The 16,367-nt window shown below is 65.6% G+C and carries 17 protein-coding genes and 1 pseudogene; all 18 read right to left on the bottom strand.

Features of this window, described 5'->3' with window-relative positions; translation table 11 throughout:
- The 18 genes and pseudogenes from secG to ACLL97_RS18600 all read right to left on the bottom strand — a co-directional run bounded on the left by secG (position 1) and on the right by ACLL97_RS18600 (position 16,356).
- Positions 1-435, bottom strand: a complete 435-nt coding sequence (gene secG, locus ACLL97_RS18685) for a preprotein translocase subunit SecG (RefSeq protein WP_411281988.1) — start codon at positions 433-435, stop codon at positions 1-3.
- Positions 436-517: 82 nt separating this feature from the next.
- Entirely contained in the window at positions 518-1,273 is a 756-nt protein-coding gene (gene tpiA, locus ACLL97_RS18680; protein ID WP_411281987.1) for a triose-phosphate isomerase, read from the bottom strand.
- A gap of 46 nt (positions 1,274-1,319) precedes the next feature.
- Complete coding sequence (locus ACLL97_RS18675) at positions 1,320-2,516, bottom strand: phosphoglycerate kinase (protein ID WP_411281986.1); 1,197 nt, start codon at positions 2,514-2,516, stop codon at positions 1,320-1,322.
- A 121-nt stretch (positions 2,517-2,637) separates the two neighbouring features.
- The gene (gap, locus tag ACLL97_RS18670; protein WP_411281985.1) at positions 2,638-3,648 is read right to left on the bottom strand and encodes a type I glyceraldehyde-3-phosphate dehydrogenase; all 1,011 of its coding nucleotides are present in this window, start codon (positions 3,646-3,648) and stop codon (positions 2,638-2,640) included.
- A 5-nt stretch (positions 3,649-3,653) separates the two neighbouring features.
- On the bottom strand, positions 3,654-4,181 hold the full coding sequence (locus ACLL97_RS18665; RefSeq protein ID WP_411282016.1) for a ComF family protein: 528 nt from the start codon (positions 4,179-4,181) through the stop codon (positions 3,654-3,656).
- 126 nt (positions 4,182-4,307) lie between these two features.
- A pseudogene (locus ACLL97_RS18660) lies at positions 4,308-4,439 on the bottom strand (double zinc ribbon domain-containing protein); the annotation flags it as partial.
- Between the two features lie 80 nt (positions 4,440-4,519).
- Positions 4,520-5,398, bottom strand: coding sequence for a shikimate dehydrogenase family protein (locus ACLL97_RS18655; protein ID WP_411281984.1), 879 nt, complete (start codon positions 5,396-5,398; stop codon positions 4,520-4,522).
- A gap of 13 nt (positions 5,399-5,411) precedes the next feature.
- Positions 5,412-5,876, bottom strand: a complete 465-nt coding sequence (locus ACLL97_RS18650) for a low molecular weight protein arginine phosphatase (RefSeq protein ID WP_411281983.1) — start codon at positions 5,874-5,876, stop codon at positions 5,412-5,414.
- A 24-nt stretch (positions 5,877-5,900) separates the two neighbouring features.
- On the bottom strand, positions 5,901-6,578 hold the full coding sequence (locus ACLL97_RS18645) for an L-threonylcarbamoyladenylate synthase (protein ID WP_411281982.1): 678 nt from the start codon (positions 6,576-6,578) through the stop codon (positions 5,901-5,903).
- A 6-nt stretch (positions 6,579-6,584) separates the two neighbouring features.
- Positions 6,585-7,361 carry a 2-C-methyl-D-erythritol 4-phosphate cytidylyltransferase gene (gene ispD / locus ACLL97_RS18640; protein ID WP_411281981.1) on the bottom strand — a complete coding sequence of 259 codons (777 nt, stop codon included), beginning with the start codon at positions 7,359-7,361 and terminating at the stop codon, positions 6,585-6,587.
- Positions 7,358-8,755 carry a DNA repair protein RadA gene (radA, locus tag ACLL97_RS18635; protein ID WP_411281980.1) on the bottom strand — a complete coding sequence of 466 codons (1,398 nt, stop codon included), beginning with the start codon at positions 8,753-8,755 and terminating at the stop codon, positions 7,358-7,360. The genes ispD and radA overlap by 4 nt, the downstream gene beginning before the upstream one ends.
- Before the next feature lie 10 nt (positions 8,756-8,765).
- Positions 8,766-10,262 carry a replicative DNA helicase gene (gene dnaB / locus ACLL97_RS18630; RefSeq protein ID WP_411281979.1) on the bottom strand — a complete coding sequence of 499 codons (1,497 nt, stop codon included), beginning with the start codon at positions 10,260-10,262 and terminating at the stop codon, positions 8,766-8,768.
- Entirely contained in the window at positions 10,259-11,383 is a 1,125-nt protein-coding gene (locus ACLL97_RS18625; RefSeq protein ID WP_411281978.1) for a uracil-DNA glycosylase, read from the bottom strand. The genes dnaB and ACLL97_RS18625 overlap by 4 nt, the downstream gene beginning before the upstream one ends.
- Complete coding sequence (gene coaBC, locus ACLL97_RS18620) at positions 11,373-12,578, bottom strand: bifunctional phosphopantothenoylcysteine decarboxylase/phosphopantothenate--cysteine ligase CoaBC (protein ID WP_411281977.1); 1,206 nt, start codon at positions 12,576-12,578, stop codon at positions 11,373-11,375. The genes ACLL97_RS18625 and coaBC overlap by 11 nt, the downstream gene beginning before the upstream one ends.
- Positions 12,579-12,669: 91 nt before the next feature.
- Complete coding sequence (locus ACLL97_RS18615) at positions 12,670-12,876, bottom strand: DNA-directed RNA polymerase subunit omega (RefSeq protein WP_171224451.1); 207 nt, start codon at positions 12,874-12,876, stop codon at positions 12,670-12,672.
- Between the two features lie 3 nt (positions 12,877-12,879).
- Complete coding sequence (gene gmk, locus ACLL97_RS18610; protein ID WP_411281976.1) at positions 12,880-13,527, bottom strand: guanylate kinase; 648 nt, start codon at positions 13,525-13,527, stop codon at positions 12,880-12,882.
- A complete protein-coding gene (locus ACLL97_RS18605) occupies positions 13,524-14,399 on the bottom strand; it encodes a YicC/YloC family endoribonuclease (RefSeq protein WP_411281975.1) in 876 nt (291 codons plus the stop codon). The genes gmk and ACLL97_RS18605 overlap by 4 nt, the downstream gene beginning before the upstream one ends.
- A gap of 43 nt (positions 14,400-14,442) precedes the next feature.
- The gene (locus ACLL97_RS18600; RefSeq protein WP_411281974.1) at positions 14,443-16,356 is read right to left on the bottom strand and encodes a TonB-dependent receptor plug domain-containing protein; all 1,914 of its coding nucleotides are present in this window, start codon (positions 16,354-16,356) and stop codon (positions 14,443-14,445) included.
- Between the last annotated feature and the right edge of the window lie 11 nt (positions 16,357-16,367).

Here is a 16,367-nt window from a genome sequence, read left to right as displayed (position 1 = left end):
TTACGGCTGCTTGGCGGGCGCTGCCGGCGCGGCCGGGGCCGCAGGCTGCTGAGTAAGGGGGGCGGCCGGAGCCACCCCGCCGGCGGGCGCTGACGACGGCGTCGTGGGTGCCGCCAGCTTGTCGAGCACCGACTTCGGCGCCGAACCACGCGACGACATCACCTGCAGGATGAACGCCAAGCCGAGGAACACGCCACCGCACCACCAGCTCGCCTTGGTGAGCAAGTTGCCGGCCTGACGCGTACCGATCACGGAATCAGACGACGAACTGGCTCCTCCGAAGCTCGCCGCGAGCCCACCGCCCTTACCGGACTGGAGGAGCACGGCGATCGCCAGGACGATCGCGTCGAGGATGAGCAGAGTCAGCAGGAACGTGTACATGTCACGAAGCCGGAATCGAGTGCGGTCAGCATGCGCGAAAATCGCGCCAGCCATAAAACATGGTGGAGGGAATGTGCCGAGGCAAGTCCTTCCCCACCCAACAGTTGCGAGAGAGCGGGTGGGGTGTGGCGCAGGACTAGCTGCGAACGATGCTCGCCCAGCTGTCGGCATCGAGCGACGCACCACCAACAAGCAATCCATCGACGTCCGGTGCCGCGAGCAGGGTGGCGGCGTTCCCGCGGTTCACCGAACCGCCGTACAGAATGGGGACGCCAGCGGCGGCCTTCGCGCCCAGTCGGCTACCAATCGCAGCGCGCAACACACTGTGAATCGCGCTGGCGTCCTCAGGCGTCGCGGTCCGCCCGGTTCCGATGGCCCAGACGGGCTCGTAGGCGAGCATGATCCCACCTGCCTGGCTGTCATCGAGCTCCGCCAACCCCGCCGACAACTGCCGTTCCACGACGGAGGTCGTTGCACCGGCTTCGCGCTCCTCGAGGGTCTCGCCGACGCAGAGCATCGGGACCAGGCGCGCCTGACAGACAAGGGCCATTTTCTTTGTCGTCATCGCATCGGTCTCTCCGAACACGTGCCGTCGCTCTGAGTGTCCCACGAGCACCACCCGCGCTCCCACATCCCGCGCCATCAGCACCGAGTTCTCACCGGTGAAGGCTCCCTGCGCTTCCGAGTGCACGTTCTGGACGCCAACCCAGATGTCCGGACGCTCGCGCAGTCCCTCCACGACTGTCGTCACCGTGATCGCCGACGGGAAGAAGACCAGCGTCCGGTCGTTCATCTTCGGCGCCTGCGCGAGAAACCGCTGCAGGAATGCCTTCGCGTCGGTGGGGCTGTGATTGAGCTTCCAGTTAGCAGCGATGACCGGCTTGTGATGCATGAGAGGCAGATGACCTGTAGTTGAATGAGTGCGCGACGAGCGCCGATCAGCGAAGGTCGAGCGCGGTCACGCCGGGCAGGTCCTTCCCCTCGAGAAACTCGAGCGACGCACCGCCGCCAGTGGACACGTGCGACATCTTTGACTCGAGACCGGCGTCGGTCACGGCAGCGGCCGAATCCCCACCGCCGATGATCGTGGTGGCGCCGCGATCGGTGGCCACGGCCATCGCCTGAGCCACCGCGCGGGTGCCGACGTCGAAGGGCGGTTTTTCGAACACCCCCATCGGTCCGTTCCAGAGCACCGTACGCGCCGACTCGATCAGCCTGCAATAGTGCTCCGTACTGGCTGGCCCGATGTCGAACATGGCCTCACCGGCGACAATCAACTCCCGACCGACCACCCGCGCCGCGCTTCCCGCGTCCATCGACGGCGCGATCACGGCGTCAACGGGAAGCACGAGCGTATTCCCCGCCCGCGCGAGCAGATCCTTCGCCATGTCGAGTCGATCTGGCTCGACGAGTGAGGTGCCCGTTTCAAAACCCATCGCGCGAAAGAACGTGCACGCCATCGCGCCGCCGATCAGCAAATAGTCGACCTTGGGTAGCAGGGCTTCGACCACGTCGATCTTGCCCGAGATTTTGGAGCCGCCGAGGATAGCTACGAACGGACGTTTCGGATCGGCAAGCGCGCCGCCCAAGTACGCCAGCTCCTTTTCCATGAGCAGACCGGCAACGGCCGGTCGGCAGTACTTCGCCACGCCAGCGGTACTGGCGTGCGCCCGGTGCGCCGCACCAAAGGCGTCGTTGACGTACAGATCCCCCAACTCCGCGAGCTGACGCGAGAGCGCATCGTCATTCCGCTCTTCGCCGTCGAGAAAGCGCGTGTTCTCGAGCAACAGGACTTCACCATTGTGCAGTGCATGCGTGGCGGACACAGCGGCGGCTCCAATCGTCTCACCAAGGAACTGCACGGGACGCGGGAGCAGTTGCTTCAATCGCTCGGCAACCGGCGCCAACGAATACTTGGCGTCCGGCGCCCCCTTGGGCCGACCGAAGTGCGCGAGCAACACGACCTTCGCCCCCTGATCGAGCAGCGTCGTGATCGTGGGCAGCGCGGCGGTAATGCGTGTGTCGTCGCTGACCGCACCGGCCTCGTCGAGCGGGACGTTGAAGTCGACGCGAACGAGCGCGCGCTGGCCGGCGAGATCCGCCGCGGAAAGGTCGCGGATGGTGCGAGTGGTCATGGCGAGGAAATACGACGGGAGTGAGACCGCGTGCGACCGGTGCTCCTACGCACGAGCCCCGGCACGCAGGCACCGGGGCTCGTGGAGAAACACGCGAACGGGCGAAGAAACGTCGAAGCGATTAGAGTCGTGCGCCGACAAAACGCAACAGGTCGACACACCGCGACGAGTAGCCCCACTCGTTGTCGTACCAGCCGGAGATTTTCACGAGCGTGCCATCGATGACGATCGTACTGAGCGCATCGAGCGTGCACGAATGCGGATCGCCAACATAATCGATCGACACCAGAGGCACCTCGCTGTAGCCGACGATGCCCACGAGTGACGTCTCCGACGCAGCCTTGAAGGCGGCGTTGACTTCGTCCTTCGTGACCTTGCGTTCGACCACGCAGGTGAGGTCGGTGAGCGAGACATCGGGCGTCGGCACGCGCACCGCAATGCCGTCGATCTTGCCCTTGACTTCCGGAATCACGAGCGCCGTGGCCTTGGCCGCCCCTGTCGTGGTCGGGATCATCGAGACGGCGGCCGCACGCGCGCGACGCAGGTCCTTGTGCGGCAGATCAAGGATCGACTGATCGTTCGTGTAGCTGTGGATCGTGACCATCGAACCGTGCACGAATCCGAAGTTGTCACGAATGATCTTCACCATCGGCACGAGGCAGTTGGTCGTGCACGACGCATTGGAGATGATGTGGTGCGACGCCGGATCGTACTTGTCGCTGTTCACACCCATCACGATCGTGATGTCCTCATTCGTGGCCGGCGCCGAAATGATGACCTTCTTCGCGCCGGCGTCCATGTGCTTCTGCGCATCGGCGGCGACGGTGAAACGGCCAGTCGATTCGAGTACGATATCGACGCCCATTTCGCCCCAGCCGAGCTTGGCCGGGTCGCGCTCGGCGAGAATGCGGATGCGATCGCCGTCGATCGTGATGCTCTCGGCATCATGACTGACCTCGCCGTCGTACCGCCCATGCACCGAGTCGTACTTGAACAGGTGCGCCAACGTGGCGGTATCCGTCAGGTCGTTAATTGCAACGAAGTCGAGGTCAGCGACGCCCTGTTGCTTGGCGGCGCGAAGCACCTGGCGGCCGATGCGGCCGAAGCCGTTGATGCCTACGCGAATAGCCATTCGTGTCAGTTCCGGAGAAAGTCGTAGTCAGAAACGGCGCGGTCGCCCGGTTCAGGCGCCCGTCCGAATGTCACACAGGAGATAATGCGCGCGCCGCCGTCGGCGAGAGCCTGAGCGGACGCGTTGATCGTCGCCGCGGTGGTGATGACATCGTCTACCAGCACGATATGTGCCCCACGGAGACGCGCGTTCGCGCGGCCTGCAACCACGAACGCACCGGAAACGTTGCTCGCCCTCTCCGACGGTGTCAACTGCACCTGCGATCTGGTATTCCGTCGGCGCTCAAGAACGTCGGCCCATACGGGTAGGCGCCAGTGAGCGGACAACGCGCGGGCGAGTTCCTCCGCCTGATTGTAGCCGCGCTCGCGGCGTCGGGTGACTGAGAGCGGAACGGGAACCAGGGCGGTCCGCTCACGGATGACGTCGTCCGGCCATTCAAGGCGGGCCATGCGCCGGGCCATCGGCTCCGCGACGGCATGCCATCCGTCGTACTTGAGCGCGTGCACCAGCGCTGCGCCCGTCCCCTCATCCATGCGACACGCAGAGCGTACGGCGCGGATCGTCGGCGCAAGCCGCGGACACCATCGGCACGGCGGGATCACCCCCGACGGCGTGGCTTCGACCGGCAGGGGAATCGCGACCGACAACCGCGGCTGTCCGCAGCGGCTACACTGGGGCCAGCCTAATTTCACTATCCGCACCAGGCACGCTTGGCAGACAATGCCGTCGGCGTCGGCCCGATGGAGCGCATGACAGATGGCGCACGCGGAGGGGAGCAACAAGTCGACCATCCCGCGCGCCGTTTCGCGCGCGAGTTTGACGACGGTCGCGAACCGGATTTCGGCACGGCCGTACGGGACGTCACGCCGGGTCATCGGCTGTCGTACGTCGTCGGCACCGCGTTGAGCGCACGCCACATAGCCGCCCGTGGGGCCGGCACATCGAACCACGCTTCGAACGCCGCGGCCCCCTGCTCGACCAGCATACGCAGCCCGTCTTCGGCACGCCGACCGGCCTCCCGGCAGGCGGCAATCCACGGCGTCAGCCCGGGGCGATACACCACGTCGAAGGCCGCGCACCCAGCGGGGAGCAAGGTCACCGCCATCGGAAACGCGTCGTCGCGGAGTCCGACCGGCGTCGCATTGATCACGAGTCCCGCCCCGCCGACGACCCGTTCGATCGCATCATACATCACGATCCGCGTCGGAATGGCCAACCGCGCCGACAACGCCTGCGCGCGCGCCGTGCTGCGCGCGACGATCGTGATGTGGTGATATCCCAGGTCGTGCAGCGCAACCAGCGTCGCGGCCGCTGATCCGCCCGCACCGCACAGCACGACTCGCGTGTCGCGCCCGTCCGCGTCGGTACCCGCGACGAGCGCTCGTATCGTCGCGGCCGCACCGTCAACATCGGTGTTGTGGCCGACCAGCGCGCCCTGCTCCGTCCAGAACGTGTTCACCGCGCCCACCCGGCGCGCCGCCGGCGTGCATTGCGTGATCAACGCCGCGGCGGCCTCCTTGTGCGGAATCGTGATGTTCCCACCGGCACCCTCGGCGGCGAGGCGCACGAGGGCGTCGGCTAAATGAGAAGGTGCGATATCCTCGCCATCATACGTGACCGAAATTCCGACGTCACGTAGCGCCGCGCGCTGAAAAACCGGTGACAGCGCATGTGCGACCGGATGTCCGAGAATCACCAGTCGCGACGGTCGCTGTGCTGCACGGTCTACGCGCTCCTGCGGTCGGTTCATGACGGGCGTCAACTCAACGCGTGCTGCGTGAACGATCGACGACGATCCGGTCGAGCGCGGCGTCAATCGCCTGTTCGAGCTCCAGGTACGTAGCGCGGTAGACGTCAAGATCCCCACCAAATGGATCGCTCACCGGGCGAGGCGCGCCCCCTGCATACTCAGTGAGCAGCCAGGATCGGCGCGTGCCCCCGAGCGCCTCCGCACGATCGAGATGGTGCGGGCCCATGGTGAGGATGACCTGTGCGCCGCTAACGAGCTCCTGTGCCAGCGGCCGCGATCGATGATCGCCGAGGTCGATACCGTGTTCGAGCGCGACGAGCAGTGCGCCGTCGGATGCCGGCGCATCGGCCCACGCGCTCGTGCCAGCGCTGCCGACCGTGAGGTAAGGAATCGCACGATCGGCAATCATGCGCCGTGCGATCGCCTCAGCGAGCGGACTGCGGCAGGTATTCCCGGTACAGACGAAGAGCAGATGCATGCGTTGTGCGCCCCTCGGCGTATGCTAGGTATCACCCACGAGATCCGGCACGCACTCGCGCAGCTGGATCGCCGACAACACACCCGGTCGGATGACGCGCGCTCGGCGTCCGGTACAGTCCACCACCGTGGACGATCGGGACGGCGCCAGCCGACCGCCATCAAGCACGTGCAACTGACCGCGATGAATCGCGTCCGGCCACTGTTGTACAATTTCGGCGACTGTCATCGCAGGGGGAACCCCAGGCCGATTCGCACTCGTGCTCGTGATCGGTTCGCCATACGCCGCCAACAGGCGTTGGAGGCCCACGTGCGGCGTCCAACGGACCGCCACGCCGCCCTCGGGGCCGCGGAGTCGCGGCGAGACGCGCTGATCTCCGCCGCGCAACACGAGCGTGAGAGGGCCAGGCCAGAAGCGTGCGGCCAGCGTGGACGCATAGGTGGGCAGATGCAGGTCAAGTCGCGCGATCTGCGCCGGGTCGTTGATCAGTAGCAGGAATGGCTTGCCGGGCGGACGGCCTTTGAGCTGCACCAACGCCTCCACGGAATCGTGATCGACGGCGGTGCCGAATCCGTACACGGTCTCCGTGGGGTACGCGAGCACACGCCGCTCACCGAGATGCAGGATCGCCTCGCGCAGTGCTGCCTCGACCTCGACGGGAGACCAGAATGGTATCGTGAGCGCCTCACGATGCAGGGACACGAGCGACTACTCCGGCAGCATGTGGAGGGCGTCAGCACGCGCAAAATCGACATCCTCGGTGATCTTCATGCCGCGTTCGCTTCCGCGCACCACGACCACCGGCAGTCCCAGACGCTCGCACAACCCGGCGTCGTCGGTTGCTCCGATGCCATCGCGCCGCGCGGCGATGTGCGCCTGCTCCAGCATTGTCCGCGGAAACGCCTGCGGTGTCTGTGCGCGCCAGAGATTGGTGCGATCGACCGTGCGTACGATGCGGCCGTCGGCATCGACTTCCTTGAGCGTGTCGACAACCGGTAACGCCGCCACGGCGCCATGCCCCTTGCGGGCCTCATCGATCACCCGATCGATGGTTGCATCGGTCACCAGCGGACGGGCCGCGTCGTGCACGACGGCGATGACCACCTCTTCCGGAAGATCCTCGAGACCGTTCACGACGCTTTCGTGCCGCTCACGCCCTCCCACGGATACCAGCAACCGGTCGACATCGCACTGAAACAACCACGGTGGCGGATCGGCGGCGTACGCCTTGGGCAGGACCACCACGACGATTGCGACGTCGGGGCGAGCCATGAACGCCTGCACACTGTGCAGTAGCGCCGGCTTACCGGCGACCCACCGGAACTGCTTCAGCTCTGCACTCCCGGTGCGCGAGCCGGACCCACCGGCCACGATCACCACGCCGACATCTCGCACAACCCCCACCGGCGCCACGGATTCCTCTCCGCGCGAGGCAATGACCGGCGGTGGAATCACGCGGCGTGGTGGCGCTGGCAACTCACTCATGATGCATCTTTGCCGACGGTTTTTTGTAGCACGTCGGCCAGCGTGCGCACACCGACCAAGGTGATGTCGCCAGGCACGCGTCGCGGAATCGCACGATCTGAGAGATAGGCGCTGGTCATACCGAGCTTGGCCGCTTCGGCAAGGCGTCGCTCAACCTGCGACACCGGACGGACTTCGCCGCCAAGTCCGACTTCGCCGAGGAAGATGGCCTGAGCCGGTAACGGCTTATCGACGACGCTGGAGGCAATGGCGGCAACGATTGCGAGATCGACACTCGGCTCTTGCACCCGCATACCACCGACGATGTTGCAGAACACATCGAGCTGCGCACACGAGAACCCGCCACGCTTGTCGAGCACGGCTAACAGCAGCGCCAGTCGGCGCGCGTCGATCCCGTTGGCCACGCGTTGCGGCGTGCCGAACCCAGCACGCGCGGCGAGCGCCTGCACCTCCACGAGTACGGGTCGCGTGCCTTCCATGAGCGCGCAGACCGCACTGCCGCTGGCCACATCGCGACGGTCACCAAGAAATAACGCCGACGGATTCTCCACGGGAATGAGTCCCGTTCCAACCATGCGAAAAACACCTATCTCATCGACCGAGCCGAAGCGGTTCTTGGTCGCACGCAGCACACGATGATCGAGCGTGCCATCGCCTTCGAAGTACAACACGGTATCGACGATGTGCTCGAGCGTTTTGGGGCCGGCGATACCACCACCCTTCGTAACATGACCAATCACGAACACGGCGGTACCAGTGTCCTTCGCGAATCGCATGAGACGCGCCGCGCACTCCCGGACTTGCCCCACATTGCCCGGTGCACCTTCGAGTAACTCGGTGTGCACGGTCTGAATCGAGTCGACGATCAGCACACTGACGCGCCGGCCATCGGCGGATGGCTGCGCCGCCGTGGCGAGAATCGTTTCGAGCGACGTCTCGGTCAGCAGCTCCACCGATGAGGCATCCTCGGCCAGCCGGTCGGCGCGAAGACGCACCTGCAGCGCACTTTCTTCGCCGGACACATACAACGTGGCCAGTCCGGCCGTTTCGAGCCTGGCCGCCACCTGCAGCAACAAGGTACTCTTGCCGATACCGGGTTCACCGCCCACCAACACCATACTGCCCGGCACGAGGCCGCCACCAAGCACGAAGTCGAACTCATTCAGCTGCGTGATCCACCGCGGCGTGTCGGCCGCCGTGACGCGACCCAACGTGACCGTAGTGGCGGCGATTCCCTGCGCGCTGCGCGCTGCCGTGCGCTTGCTGGTGGGCACCGTCGAGACGCTCTCCTCGCCAAGCGTATTCCAGGCGTCGCAGCTCTCGCAACGACCCGCCCACTTGGGAAACGCCGCGCCGCACTCCGTGCAGCGATAGACGGTCTTCGCCTTGGCCATTAGGTCGCGCTCAGAACGGCGTTCCGCCGAAATCATCGGCGCCCTTCACCAGCTTGGGTCCGCCGAAATCCGACTTCGGTCCGCCATAGTCATTCGGGGCCTGGCGGGCCGAGAAGTTATCGAATCGCGTGTACTGCTTGTGGAAGTACAACCGCGCGCTGCCGATAGGACCGTTCCGTTGCTTACCGATGATGATCTCCGCGCGTCCTTCGAGATCCGGGTCCTTGAGTCGGCCGTTCTCGTCGCGTTCGGCGTACACTTCCTGTCGAAAGATGAACATGATCACGTCGGCGTCCTGCTCGATAGCACCCGATTCGCGAAGGTCGGACAACTGCGGACGTCCCTTGTCGTCGCCGGTCCGTTGCTCCGGCGCACGTGAGAGCTGCGACAGCGCGACGACGGGCACGCCCAACTCTTTCGCGAGCGCCTTGAGGCCGCGCGAAATCTGTGAGACTTCCTGCTGTCGGTTCTCGACGCCGGCGGGGCCGGTCATGAGCTGCAGGTAGTCGACGATGATGAGTCCGAGATCGTGTTCGGACTTGAGTCGACGCGCTTTGGCGCGCATGTCGAGCAGCGTGATGCCGGGCGTGTCGTCGATGAAGATGGGCGCATGGCTCAGGATACCAGCCGCCTGCGCCAAACGTGGCATCGATTCGTCGAGCGCCCTACCGCCTTTACGCAGCGCCTGCGCATCGATGAGCGCTTCCGAGGCGAGCATACGTTGCACCAGCGACTCCTTGCTCATTTCGAGCGAGAAGAACGCGACCGGCACCTTGGCCGTGATCGCCGCGTGCTGCGCAATGTTGAGCGTAAACGCCGTCTTGCCCATGGACGGACGCGCGGCCACGATCACCAGATCGGCCGGCTGAAAGCCCGACGTCATGAAGTCGAGTTCGTTGAATCCGCTGGGCACACCCGTGATCGCCGCTTCGCGCTGGGCGAGCAGCTCCAGCTTCTCCATGGCCGGCCAGAGCAGTTCCTTGATGCGCGAGAATCCGGTGCGCTCGCGCGTTTGCGACAGCGAAAAAATGCGCGACTCCGCCGAGTCGAGCAGGTCCGCTGCGGCCGTGCGTCCCTCGAACGCCTCGGAGACGATTTCGGTGGACACCTCGATGAGGCGGCGCAACAGCGCACGCTCCTTCACGATGCGGGCGTGATACTCCACGTTCGCGACCGTTGGCACCGCATCGAGCAGGAACCCCAGATATTCGCGGCCGCCCGCGTGCTCGAGTTCCCCGCGCCGTTCGAGTTCATCGGCCAGCGTGAGTGGATCGATGACGCCGCCGCGTTCCGTGATCGAAATCATGGCGCGGAAGAGACGGCGATGCCCCTCACGGTAAAACATCGTGTCGTCGACATGCTCCGCGGCGCGCATCACGGCGTCGGCGTCGAGCAACATGGCGCCAAGGACGGCCTGCTCCGCTTCCTCGGACCAGGGTGGCCGGCGTTCCTTGAACGGATCGCGCGTGGCCGGTGCGGCCGCGTTGGGAACGCTAAGACTGGTCATGGTGCCATGGTGTCTGCGCTGGCGGCGCGCGATGCATCGAGAATGCGACGGGCGAGCTTCACATCTTCCCAGGTGGGACGCTTCCACGATTCGTTGCGCAGCAGCGCCGCCGGATGATACGTCACGATGAGCGGCACGCCGTGAAACCGATGGATGCGACCACGCAGTTCACCGATGCCCGTCGTGGTCTGGAGGAGCGTCTGCGCGGCGAAGCGGCCCAGCGCGAGGATGACGCGAGGCCGCACCAATTCGATCTGGCGCAGCAGGTACGGATGGCACGCGACGACTTCATCCGGCGAGGGATCCCGATTCCCCGGCGGCCGATGTTTGAGCACGTTGCAGATGAACACATCCTCGCGCGACAGCTGGATCGCGCTGAGAATCTTGGTGAGCAACTGGCCGGACTCACCGACAAACGCCCGACCTTGCGCGTCCTCGTTGACCCCGGGTGCCTCACCGACACACAGCAGTTCGGCCGTCGGATTCCCTTCGCCCGGCACGTGATGCGTGGCTGACTTGTACAACGCGCATCGGGTGCACCCGGCCACGTGCACGGCCAATTCCTCGAGGGTAGGGAGAGTCGCGACATCCGGCGCGGCGTCGATGACCCGTAGCCGACCGGCCTCGATTCCCAGCGGGAGTTCGAGCGCTGACAGCCATGCCGGCAAATCCCTGACGTCGGCGTCCCCCATCCCGTGGTCGGCGGGGGCAGCGTCGGGCTTGGCGGCATCGGCGGCGGGTGGCGTCGCCCCGGGCGCAGGCGGCCGCGGAGGCGACGCCTCACTTGGCCGCATCGCGCCGGCGTTGCGCAGCGCTTCACGCCAGTCGGTCGTTGCGCCTCGATCGAATCGCACGCCAGGCTCCGGCGGCGGCGCCAGTGGCATCGACAACACGTCGATCGGATCGCCGGTGGGCGGCGCATCAGCATCCCGCGGCGCAGGGGCCGGCTCGCGTGACTTCGCTCGCGGCGCCGCGGGCGCGTCGGGTGCTTTCGACGCTGACGGCTTCGCGCCTACCATTTTCATCACGTCTTCGATGGACAAACTATCGAGCACGAGCTCAGACTCGCCAAGCTCGCGACGCTGTTCGAGATAACGGCGGAGACGATCCCTAGCGTCCATGCAGCAGCACCTCCACACGATCGAGAATCTCATCCGCCACCTGCAGCTTGCGCTGTAGCGGCAAGTGCTCTTCGCGGCCGTCGGCGTGTCTGATCGTCACGCGGTTCGTGTCGACGCCGAAGCCAGCACCCGCTTCGAGTGCATCGTTGGCGACGATAAAGTCGAGTCCCTTGTCCACCAGCTTGCGACCTGCCTCACTGCGCGCGTCGCCCGTTTCCAGCGCAAAGCCGACCGTCACGCACGACGCCGGTCGCGCGGCACGAGTGCTGGCGAGGATGTCGTCCGTGGGCACGAGCGCGAGGGCATGTGCGGCCGCCGCCTTCTTGATCTTGGCGGTCGCTGGTGCGGCGGCGGTGAAATCGGCTGGCGCCGCCGCCATGATCAGTACATCCGCGCCGGGGAGCGCCCGCGCGACCGCATCGCGCATCTGCGAGGTCGTCTCGACCGTCACGACGTGCAGTCCAGGGGGAATCTCCACCTCGAGCGGTCCGGCGATCAGCGTCACATCCGCTCCGCGTCGCCACGCGGCGGCGGCAATCGCCACGCCCATTTTCCCGCTGCTTCGATTCGACAAAAAGCGCACCGGATCGATCGGTTCGCGCGTCGGACCTGCGGTCACCACGATAGAGCGGCCCTTGAGCACGGTCGACGTTTCGAGCAAGCGCGCACAGTACGCCAGAATAGTCTCGGGCTCCGGCATGCGCCCCGGACCACTGCCCTCTCCGACCGCTAGCGCACCGTTGTCAGGCTCGAGGACGTGATAGCCGATTCCACGTGCGGAGTCGGTGTTGCGACGCACCTGTGGATGCGCCCACATCCGATCGTTCATGGCCGGAACCAGCAGCGTTGGTGCGCTCGTGGCGAGCAGGCAGGCGGACAGCAGATCATCGGCGTGACCACCGGCGGCCCGCGCCAAGAAATCAGCGGTCGCGGGCGCGACGACCACGAGCTGCGCCGCGCGGGCCAGGGCGATATGATCGAGCGCATGGCCTGGCGCGATGAGCGCGGTGTAGACCGGACGTCCCGTCAGCGCCTCGAACGTAATCGCGCCGATGAACTCACACGCCGAGCGCGTGAGTACGACGTCCACCTCGGCACCGGCCTGCGTCAGCAGGCGCGCCAGCCACGCGGCCTTGTAGGACGCGATGCCGCCGGTGACCCCGAGCAGAATGCGCTGACGGTCGAAGGGACGCACAGGAGCAGGCGAGGACGCTGAGGGGGGAGAAAAGGCGCCGCGCCGGAACGATCGTCACGGCGCGGCGCAAGGTCCAACAAGCGGTGGGTACTCAGCCCGGACGGCGGCGCGGCACCACGCGGTACTCAATCTCACCGTGGGCGAGCTCTTCGAGCGCACGCGTGGTGAGCTTCTTCTCGTGGGCGGAGCGATCGCGGGGGAACTCGTTGAGCACGCGCGCGAATTTGGCCGCGATCAGCACACTCAGATATTTGTTGGCCGCGTGCTTCGACACGTCGGACGGAGTAAAAACCTGCATGCGTCAGTCGCCTTTGCTGAAAACGTGGATTTCCTCTTCGAGCTGCGCGATGAGCACCTCGACCTGCGCCTCGACCTCATGTACTCGATCGTGCCGCAGTCCTTCCGCATCGATAATAGCACTTACCTGATCCACCGCACGCTCGAGATCATCGTTCACCACCACGTAGTGGTAGCGTCCGACTTCCCCCAGCTCCGCGCGAGCGTTTCGCAGGCGAACGAGCAACCGCTCGCGATTTTCGCTCTTCCGCGCCGAGAGCCGGGACTTCAGCACCTCGCCAGACGGCGGCAGGACAAAAATCAGCACGGTATCGGGAAACGCGACGTGGAACTGTCGTGCTCCCTGCACGTCGATGTCCATCAGCACGTGCTGCCCGGCGTTCAGCACGCGCTGAATTTCGGATCGCATCGTCCCGTAGAAATTGCCGTGCACCTCAGCCCACTCAGCGAACTCCCCCGCGTCACGCGCGCCAGCAAACGCCTCGAGACTCATAAATCGATAGTCCCGACCGTCCACCTCACCATCCCGAGGCAGGCGCGTGGTACAACTCACAGAATAACCCACATCGGCCCGCCGCTCCAGCACGCGACGCGCAATCGTGGTTTTTCCACCCCCGGAGGGAGCGGACAGGATGACCGGAAATGGACTCACTCGAGGTTCTCGACCTGCTCCCGGATGCGCTCCAGCTCTTCCTTCACACCGACCACGTCATGAAGAATCGCGGCGTCGGCCGCTTTGCTTCCGGTGGTATTCGCCTCCCGGAGCATTTCCTGCAGGAGAAAACCCAATCGTTTGCCCACCGGTTCTCCACCTGCATCCGCGAGGACACCGTGGAATGCGGTGATATGCGACCGGAACCGATCGAGCTCCTCGCTGACGTCCATCCGATCAGCCAGAATCGCGATTTCCTGGGCCAGCCGCACTTCGTCCACCGCCAGCCCGTCGGCCAGCTCACGAACGGCCGCCCGCAGGCGATCCCGCTGCACCAGCAGGCGCTCGGGCGCGCGAAGCGCTATCCGCTGCAGCGCCCCGTCCACCATCTCGAGCCGCGCTTGCAAGACTGCGGCGAGACGCGCGCCCTCTTCGACCCGGGCGCGCCCGAGGTGATCGAGCGCACACTCCACGATCGCGATCAGGTCGGCGACCGTGCCCGTGTCTTCCTCCTCACGAGGGGCCGACATCACCTCGGGCATGCGCAACACCGTGGCGAGGTCCACACCACCGGCGAGACCGTGCCGGTCATGCAACTCCCGCAGCTGCGCGACCACGGCCGCGAAACGCTCGTCATCGATGGCGATGGCCTGCGTGGCCAGTCGTTCGCTGCGAGCCGTCAGGGTCACGTGGCCACGACTGACCTTGAGCCGTATCGCCTCACGCACCTCGGTCTCCCAGCGTCCGTATGCACCCGGCAACTTGATGCTCGGCGAGAAAAATCGATGATTGACCGTGCGCACTTCGACCAGCACCCGAGCGGTGCCGACCGTGCCCTCCGCCTGGCCGAAGCCCGTCATTGAACGAATCATGCGATCGGCAATGAAACGTGGGCGCGAGAGTGCGTCAACCGCATCAGTTCCAGAACTCCCAGCGCACGCCGTACATCTGCACTGCCGGCGGCATCGTGATTCCGCGAATCTGCTCGTACGCACCGCCGGTCAGGTTGCGATACTGGTAGAACAACGTCGCGCGCTGAATGCGGAGTTCGAGCAACCCGGTGACGACATTGGCCCGCTCGGTGATGCGGACATCGGGCGTGCTACTCCCCGCCGCGGTGCCATAGTCGAACGGCACACCGTCGCGCAGCTCATGCCAGATGCGGGCGTTGATCGAGAACTCGCCACGCGGGAATTTGCGACGCCAGTCGCTGATCAGCGCGATCTCGGTGCGGACATGCAACTGTGGGCGATTGTACTGCGAACCATCCCACCGGATGGCCTGCACATCGACGCGCACGTCCTTGTACAGTCGGCCCGTCGCCGACACGAGCACGCCTTGCGCAGCAACCGACGACAAGAGCGCGGTGGGTGTGCCGAGAATGACGGGTGACTCGAAACTGGTCGCGTCATCCCGAATCACGCCTCCGCCGAGCCACAGCCGGCCTACCCTGAACGCCGCCTCAGCCCGCAGCGTGCTGCCGCCCACGCGAGCGGTCGCCGAATCCGGCGTGCGCGTGCTTTGAGCGCCGGTGAATATCAGCCACGAAAACGGTTGCGCGCGGGCGGAGAGATCGACGCGACGGGTGGAGTCGGCGCCATTCGCTTCGGCAAAGGCCCCGATCGCGTAGCGCAATCCACCGAATCGTCCGCGCACTGCGGGGGCATGAAAGGCCATGCCGTTGATCGGACGCACGCGATCCGTCATCGACACTGCCCAGCGCGACGTGCGATAGCCTGCGGACAGTACCTGTTGCGTGCGGCCGCGGATCGTGTCCGTCTCGACGATAACCGTCGTATCTGTTTCAGCGGACGGATCGCCAACGCCCTCCAACCGCGTGCGCACGACGCCGATGAGCGCCTGCGACCAGAATCCGCGTAGCGTGTCGCCGTACCCAAGGCGCAGATAGGCATCGCGACGCGAGCCTTTGTACCTGAGGAGGTCCGTGAAGCCTTCGCGCGCGGTATGCGCATCGCGTTCCCGGCCCATGGCGTTCGCGAACAGATCCACGCTGAGTCGACGCTTGGACCATCCGATGCGGGCCATGAAGCCTTGCACAGTGCCATCGCTGCGACCCGTCGAACTCTCAGCGCCGGTGAAGGCATTCACACGGCCACTCTGCGTGGCCACCTGTTGCCCACCAAGCTGCAGCAACACGCCGTTGCGCCAGCGGCGCGCAAAGAGACCGCGGAACGCGTTGGTGTTCAGATCACCGGTGAAAATGTCAGCGCGGGTATACGGCGTGGTGCGCTGCACGGTCCACGTGCGCATCCACACGCGCACCTCACCCGCCGCCCGCTCCACCACCAGTTCGTCGAGCGTCCACAACTGCACATCGGTGAGATCGAGCGTGCCGCCATTGCGCGGCTCGATCGCGTCCATCTCCACGCCATCGACGAACAGGCGCAGGCGACGCGTGTCCCCGGCGAACGCGGCGGCATGTACGCCGGCGATCCATCCGCTGCGATACGTCGTGACACCCGGCACACGATCGAGCAAGTCCGCGAGGTTCACCGCACCCGACGACAGAATCTCCTCGCGCGAAAAACGAAGTCGCGGCGACGACTCGAAATCATCCGGTCGCTCGAATCGCGCGAGCGGTGCCTTGATGGTATCGCCCGCGATGAAGCGCTTGACGCTGTCGGTGCGCGCGACCTCGCGCGCGAAGACGGAGGAATCACTGGCAATCGTGCGCTTGGGAAGCGTGTCGACACCGAGCGGCGGCACCGGCACCGATATCCGCACGGTATCCTTCCGCACGCTGTCCGGACGAACCTGCGCCGATGCGAGCGTCGGCGCCGCGATGGCCGCCAGGAGGCTGGCGACCATAAGCCGAACGG

The organism is Gemmatimonas sp. (genome assembly GCF_046594945.1).
Classification (GTDB): Bacteria; Gemmatimonadota; Gemmatimonadetes; order Gemmatimonadales; family Gemmatimonadaceae; genus Gemmatimonas.
Note: the sequence above shows the minus strand (reverse complement) of the source record. Positions and strands in the feature narration are given on the sequence as shown.

What these genes read in the sequence shown, in the direction of transcription:
- secG (WP_411281988.1), bottom strand. Translation starts at nt 435, where the DNA reads ATGGCTGGCGCGATTTTCGCGCATGCTGACCGCACTCGATTCCGGCTT.
- tpiA (WP_411281987.1), bottom strand. Translation starts at nt 1,273, where the DNA reads ATGCATCACAAGCCGGTCATCGCTGCTAACTGGAAGCTCAATCACAGC.
- ACLL97_RS18675 (WP_411281986.1), bottom strand. Translation starts at nt 2,516, where the DNA reads ATGACCACTCGCACCATCCGCGACCTTTCCGCGGCGGATCTCGCCGGC.
- gap (WP_411281985.1), bottom strand. Translation starts at nt 3,648, where the DNA reads ATGGCTATTCGCGTAGGCATCAACGGCTTCGGCCGCATCGGCCGCCAG.
- ACLL97_RS18665 (WP_411282016.1), bottom strand. Translation starts at nt 4,181, where the DNA reads ATGGATGAGGGGACGGGCGCAGCGCTGGTGCACGCGCTCAAGTACGAC.
- ACLL97_RS18655 (WP_411281984.1), bottom strand. Translation starts at nt 5,398, where the DNA reads ATGAACCGACCGCAGGAGCGCGTAGACCGTGCAGCACAGCGACCGTCG.
- ACLL97_RS18650 (WP_411281983.1), bottom strand. Translation starts at nt 5,876, where the DNA reads ATGCATCTGCTCTTCGTCTGTACCGGGAATACCTGCCGCAGTCCGCTC.
- ispD (WP_411281981.1), bottom strand. Translation starts at nt 7,361, where the DNA reads ATGAGTGAGTTGCCAGCGCCACCACGCCGCGTGATTCCACCGCCGGTC.
- radA (WP_411281980.1), bottom strand. Translation starts at nt 8,755, where the DNA reads ATGGCCAAGGCGAAGACCGTCTATCGCTGCACGGAGTGCGGCGCGGCG.
- dnaB (WP_411281979.1), bottom strand. Translation starts at nt 10,262, where the DNA reads ATGACCAGTCTTAGCGTTCCCAACGCGGCCGCACCGGCCACGCGCGAT.
- ACLL97_RS18625 (WP_411281978.1), bottom strand. Translation starts at nt 11,383, where the DNA reads ATGGACGCTAGGGATCGTCTCCGCCGTTATCTCGAACAGCGTCGCGAG.
- ACLL97_RS18615 (WP_171224451.1), bottom strand. Translation starts at nt 12,876, where the DNA reads ATGCAGGTTTTTACTCCGTCCGACGTGTCGAAGCACGCGGCCAACAAA.
- ACLL97_RS18605 (WP_411281975.1), bottom strand. Translation starts at nt 14,399, where the DNA reads ATGATTCGTTCAATGACGGGCTTCGGCCAGGCGGAGGGCACGGTCGGC.
- ACLL97_RS18600 (WP_411281974.1), bottom strand. Translation starts at nt 16,356, where the DNA reads ATGGTCGCCAGCCTCCTGGCGGCCATCGCGGCGCCGACGCTCGCATCG.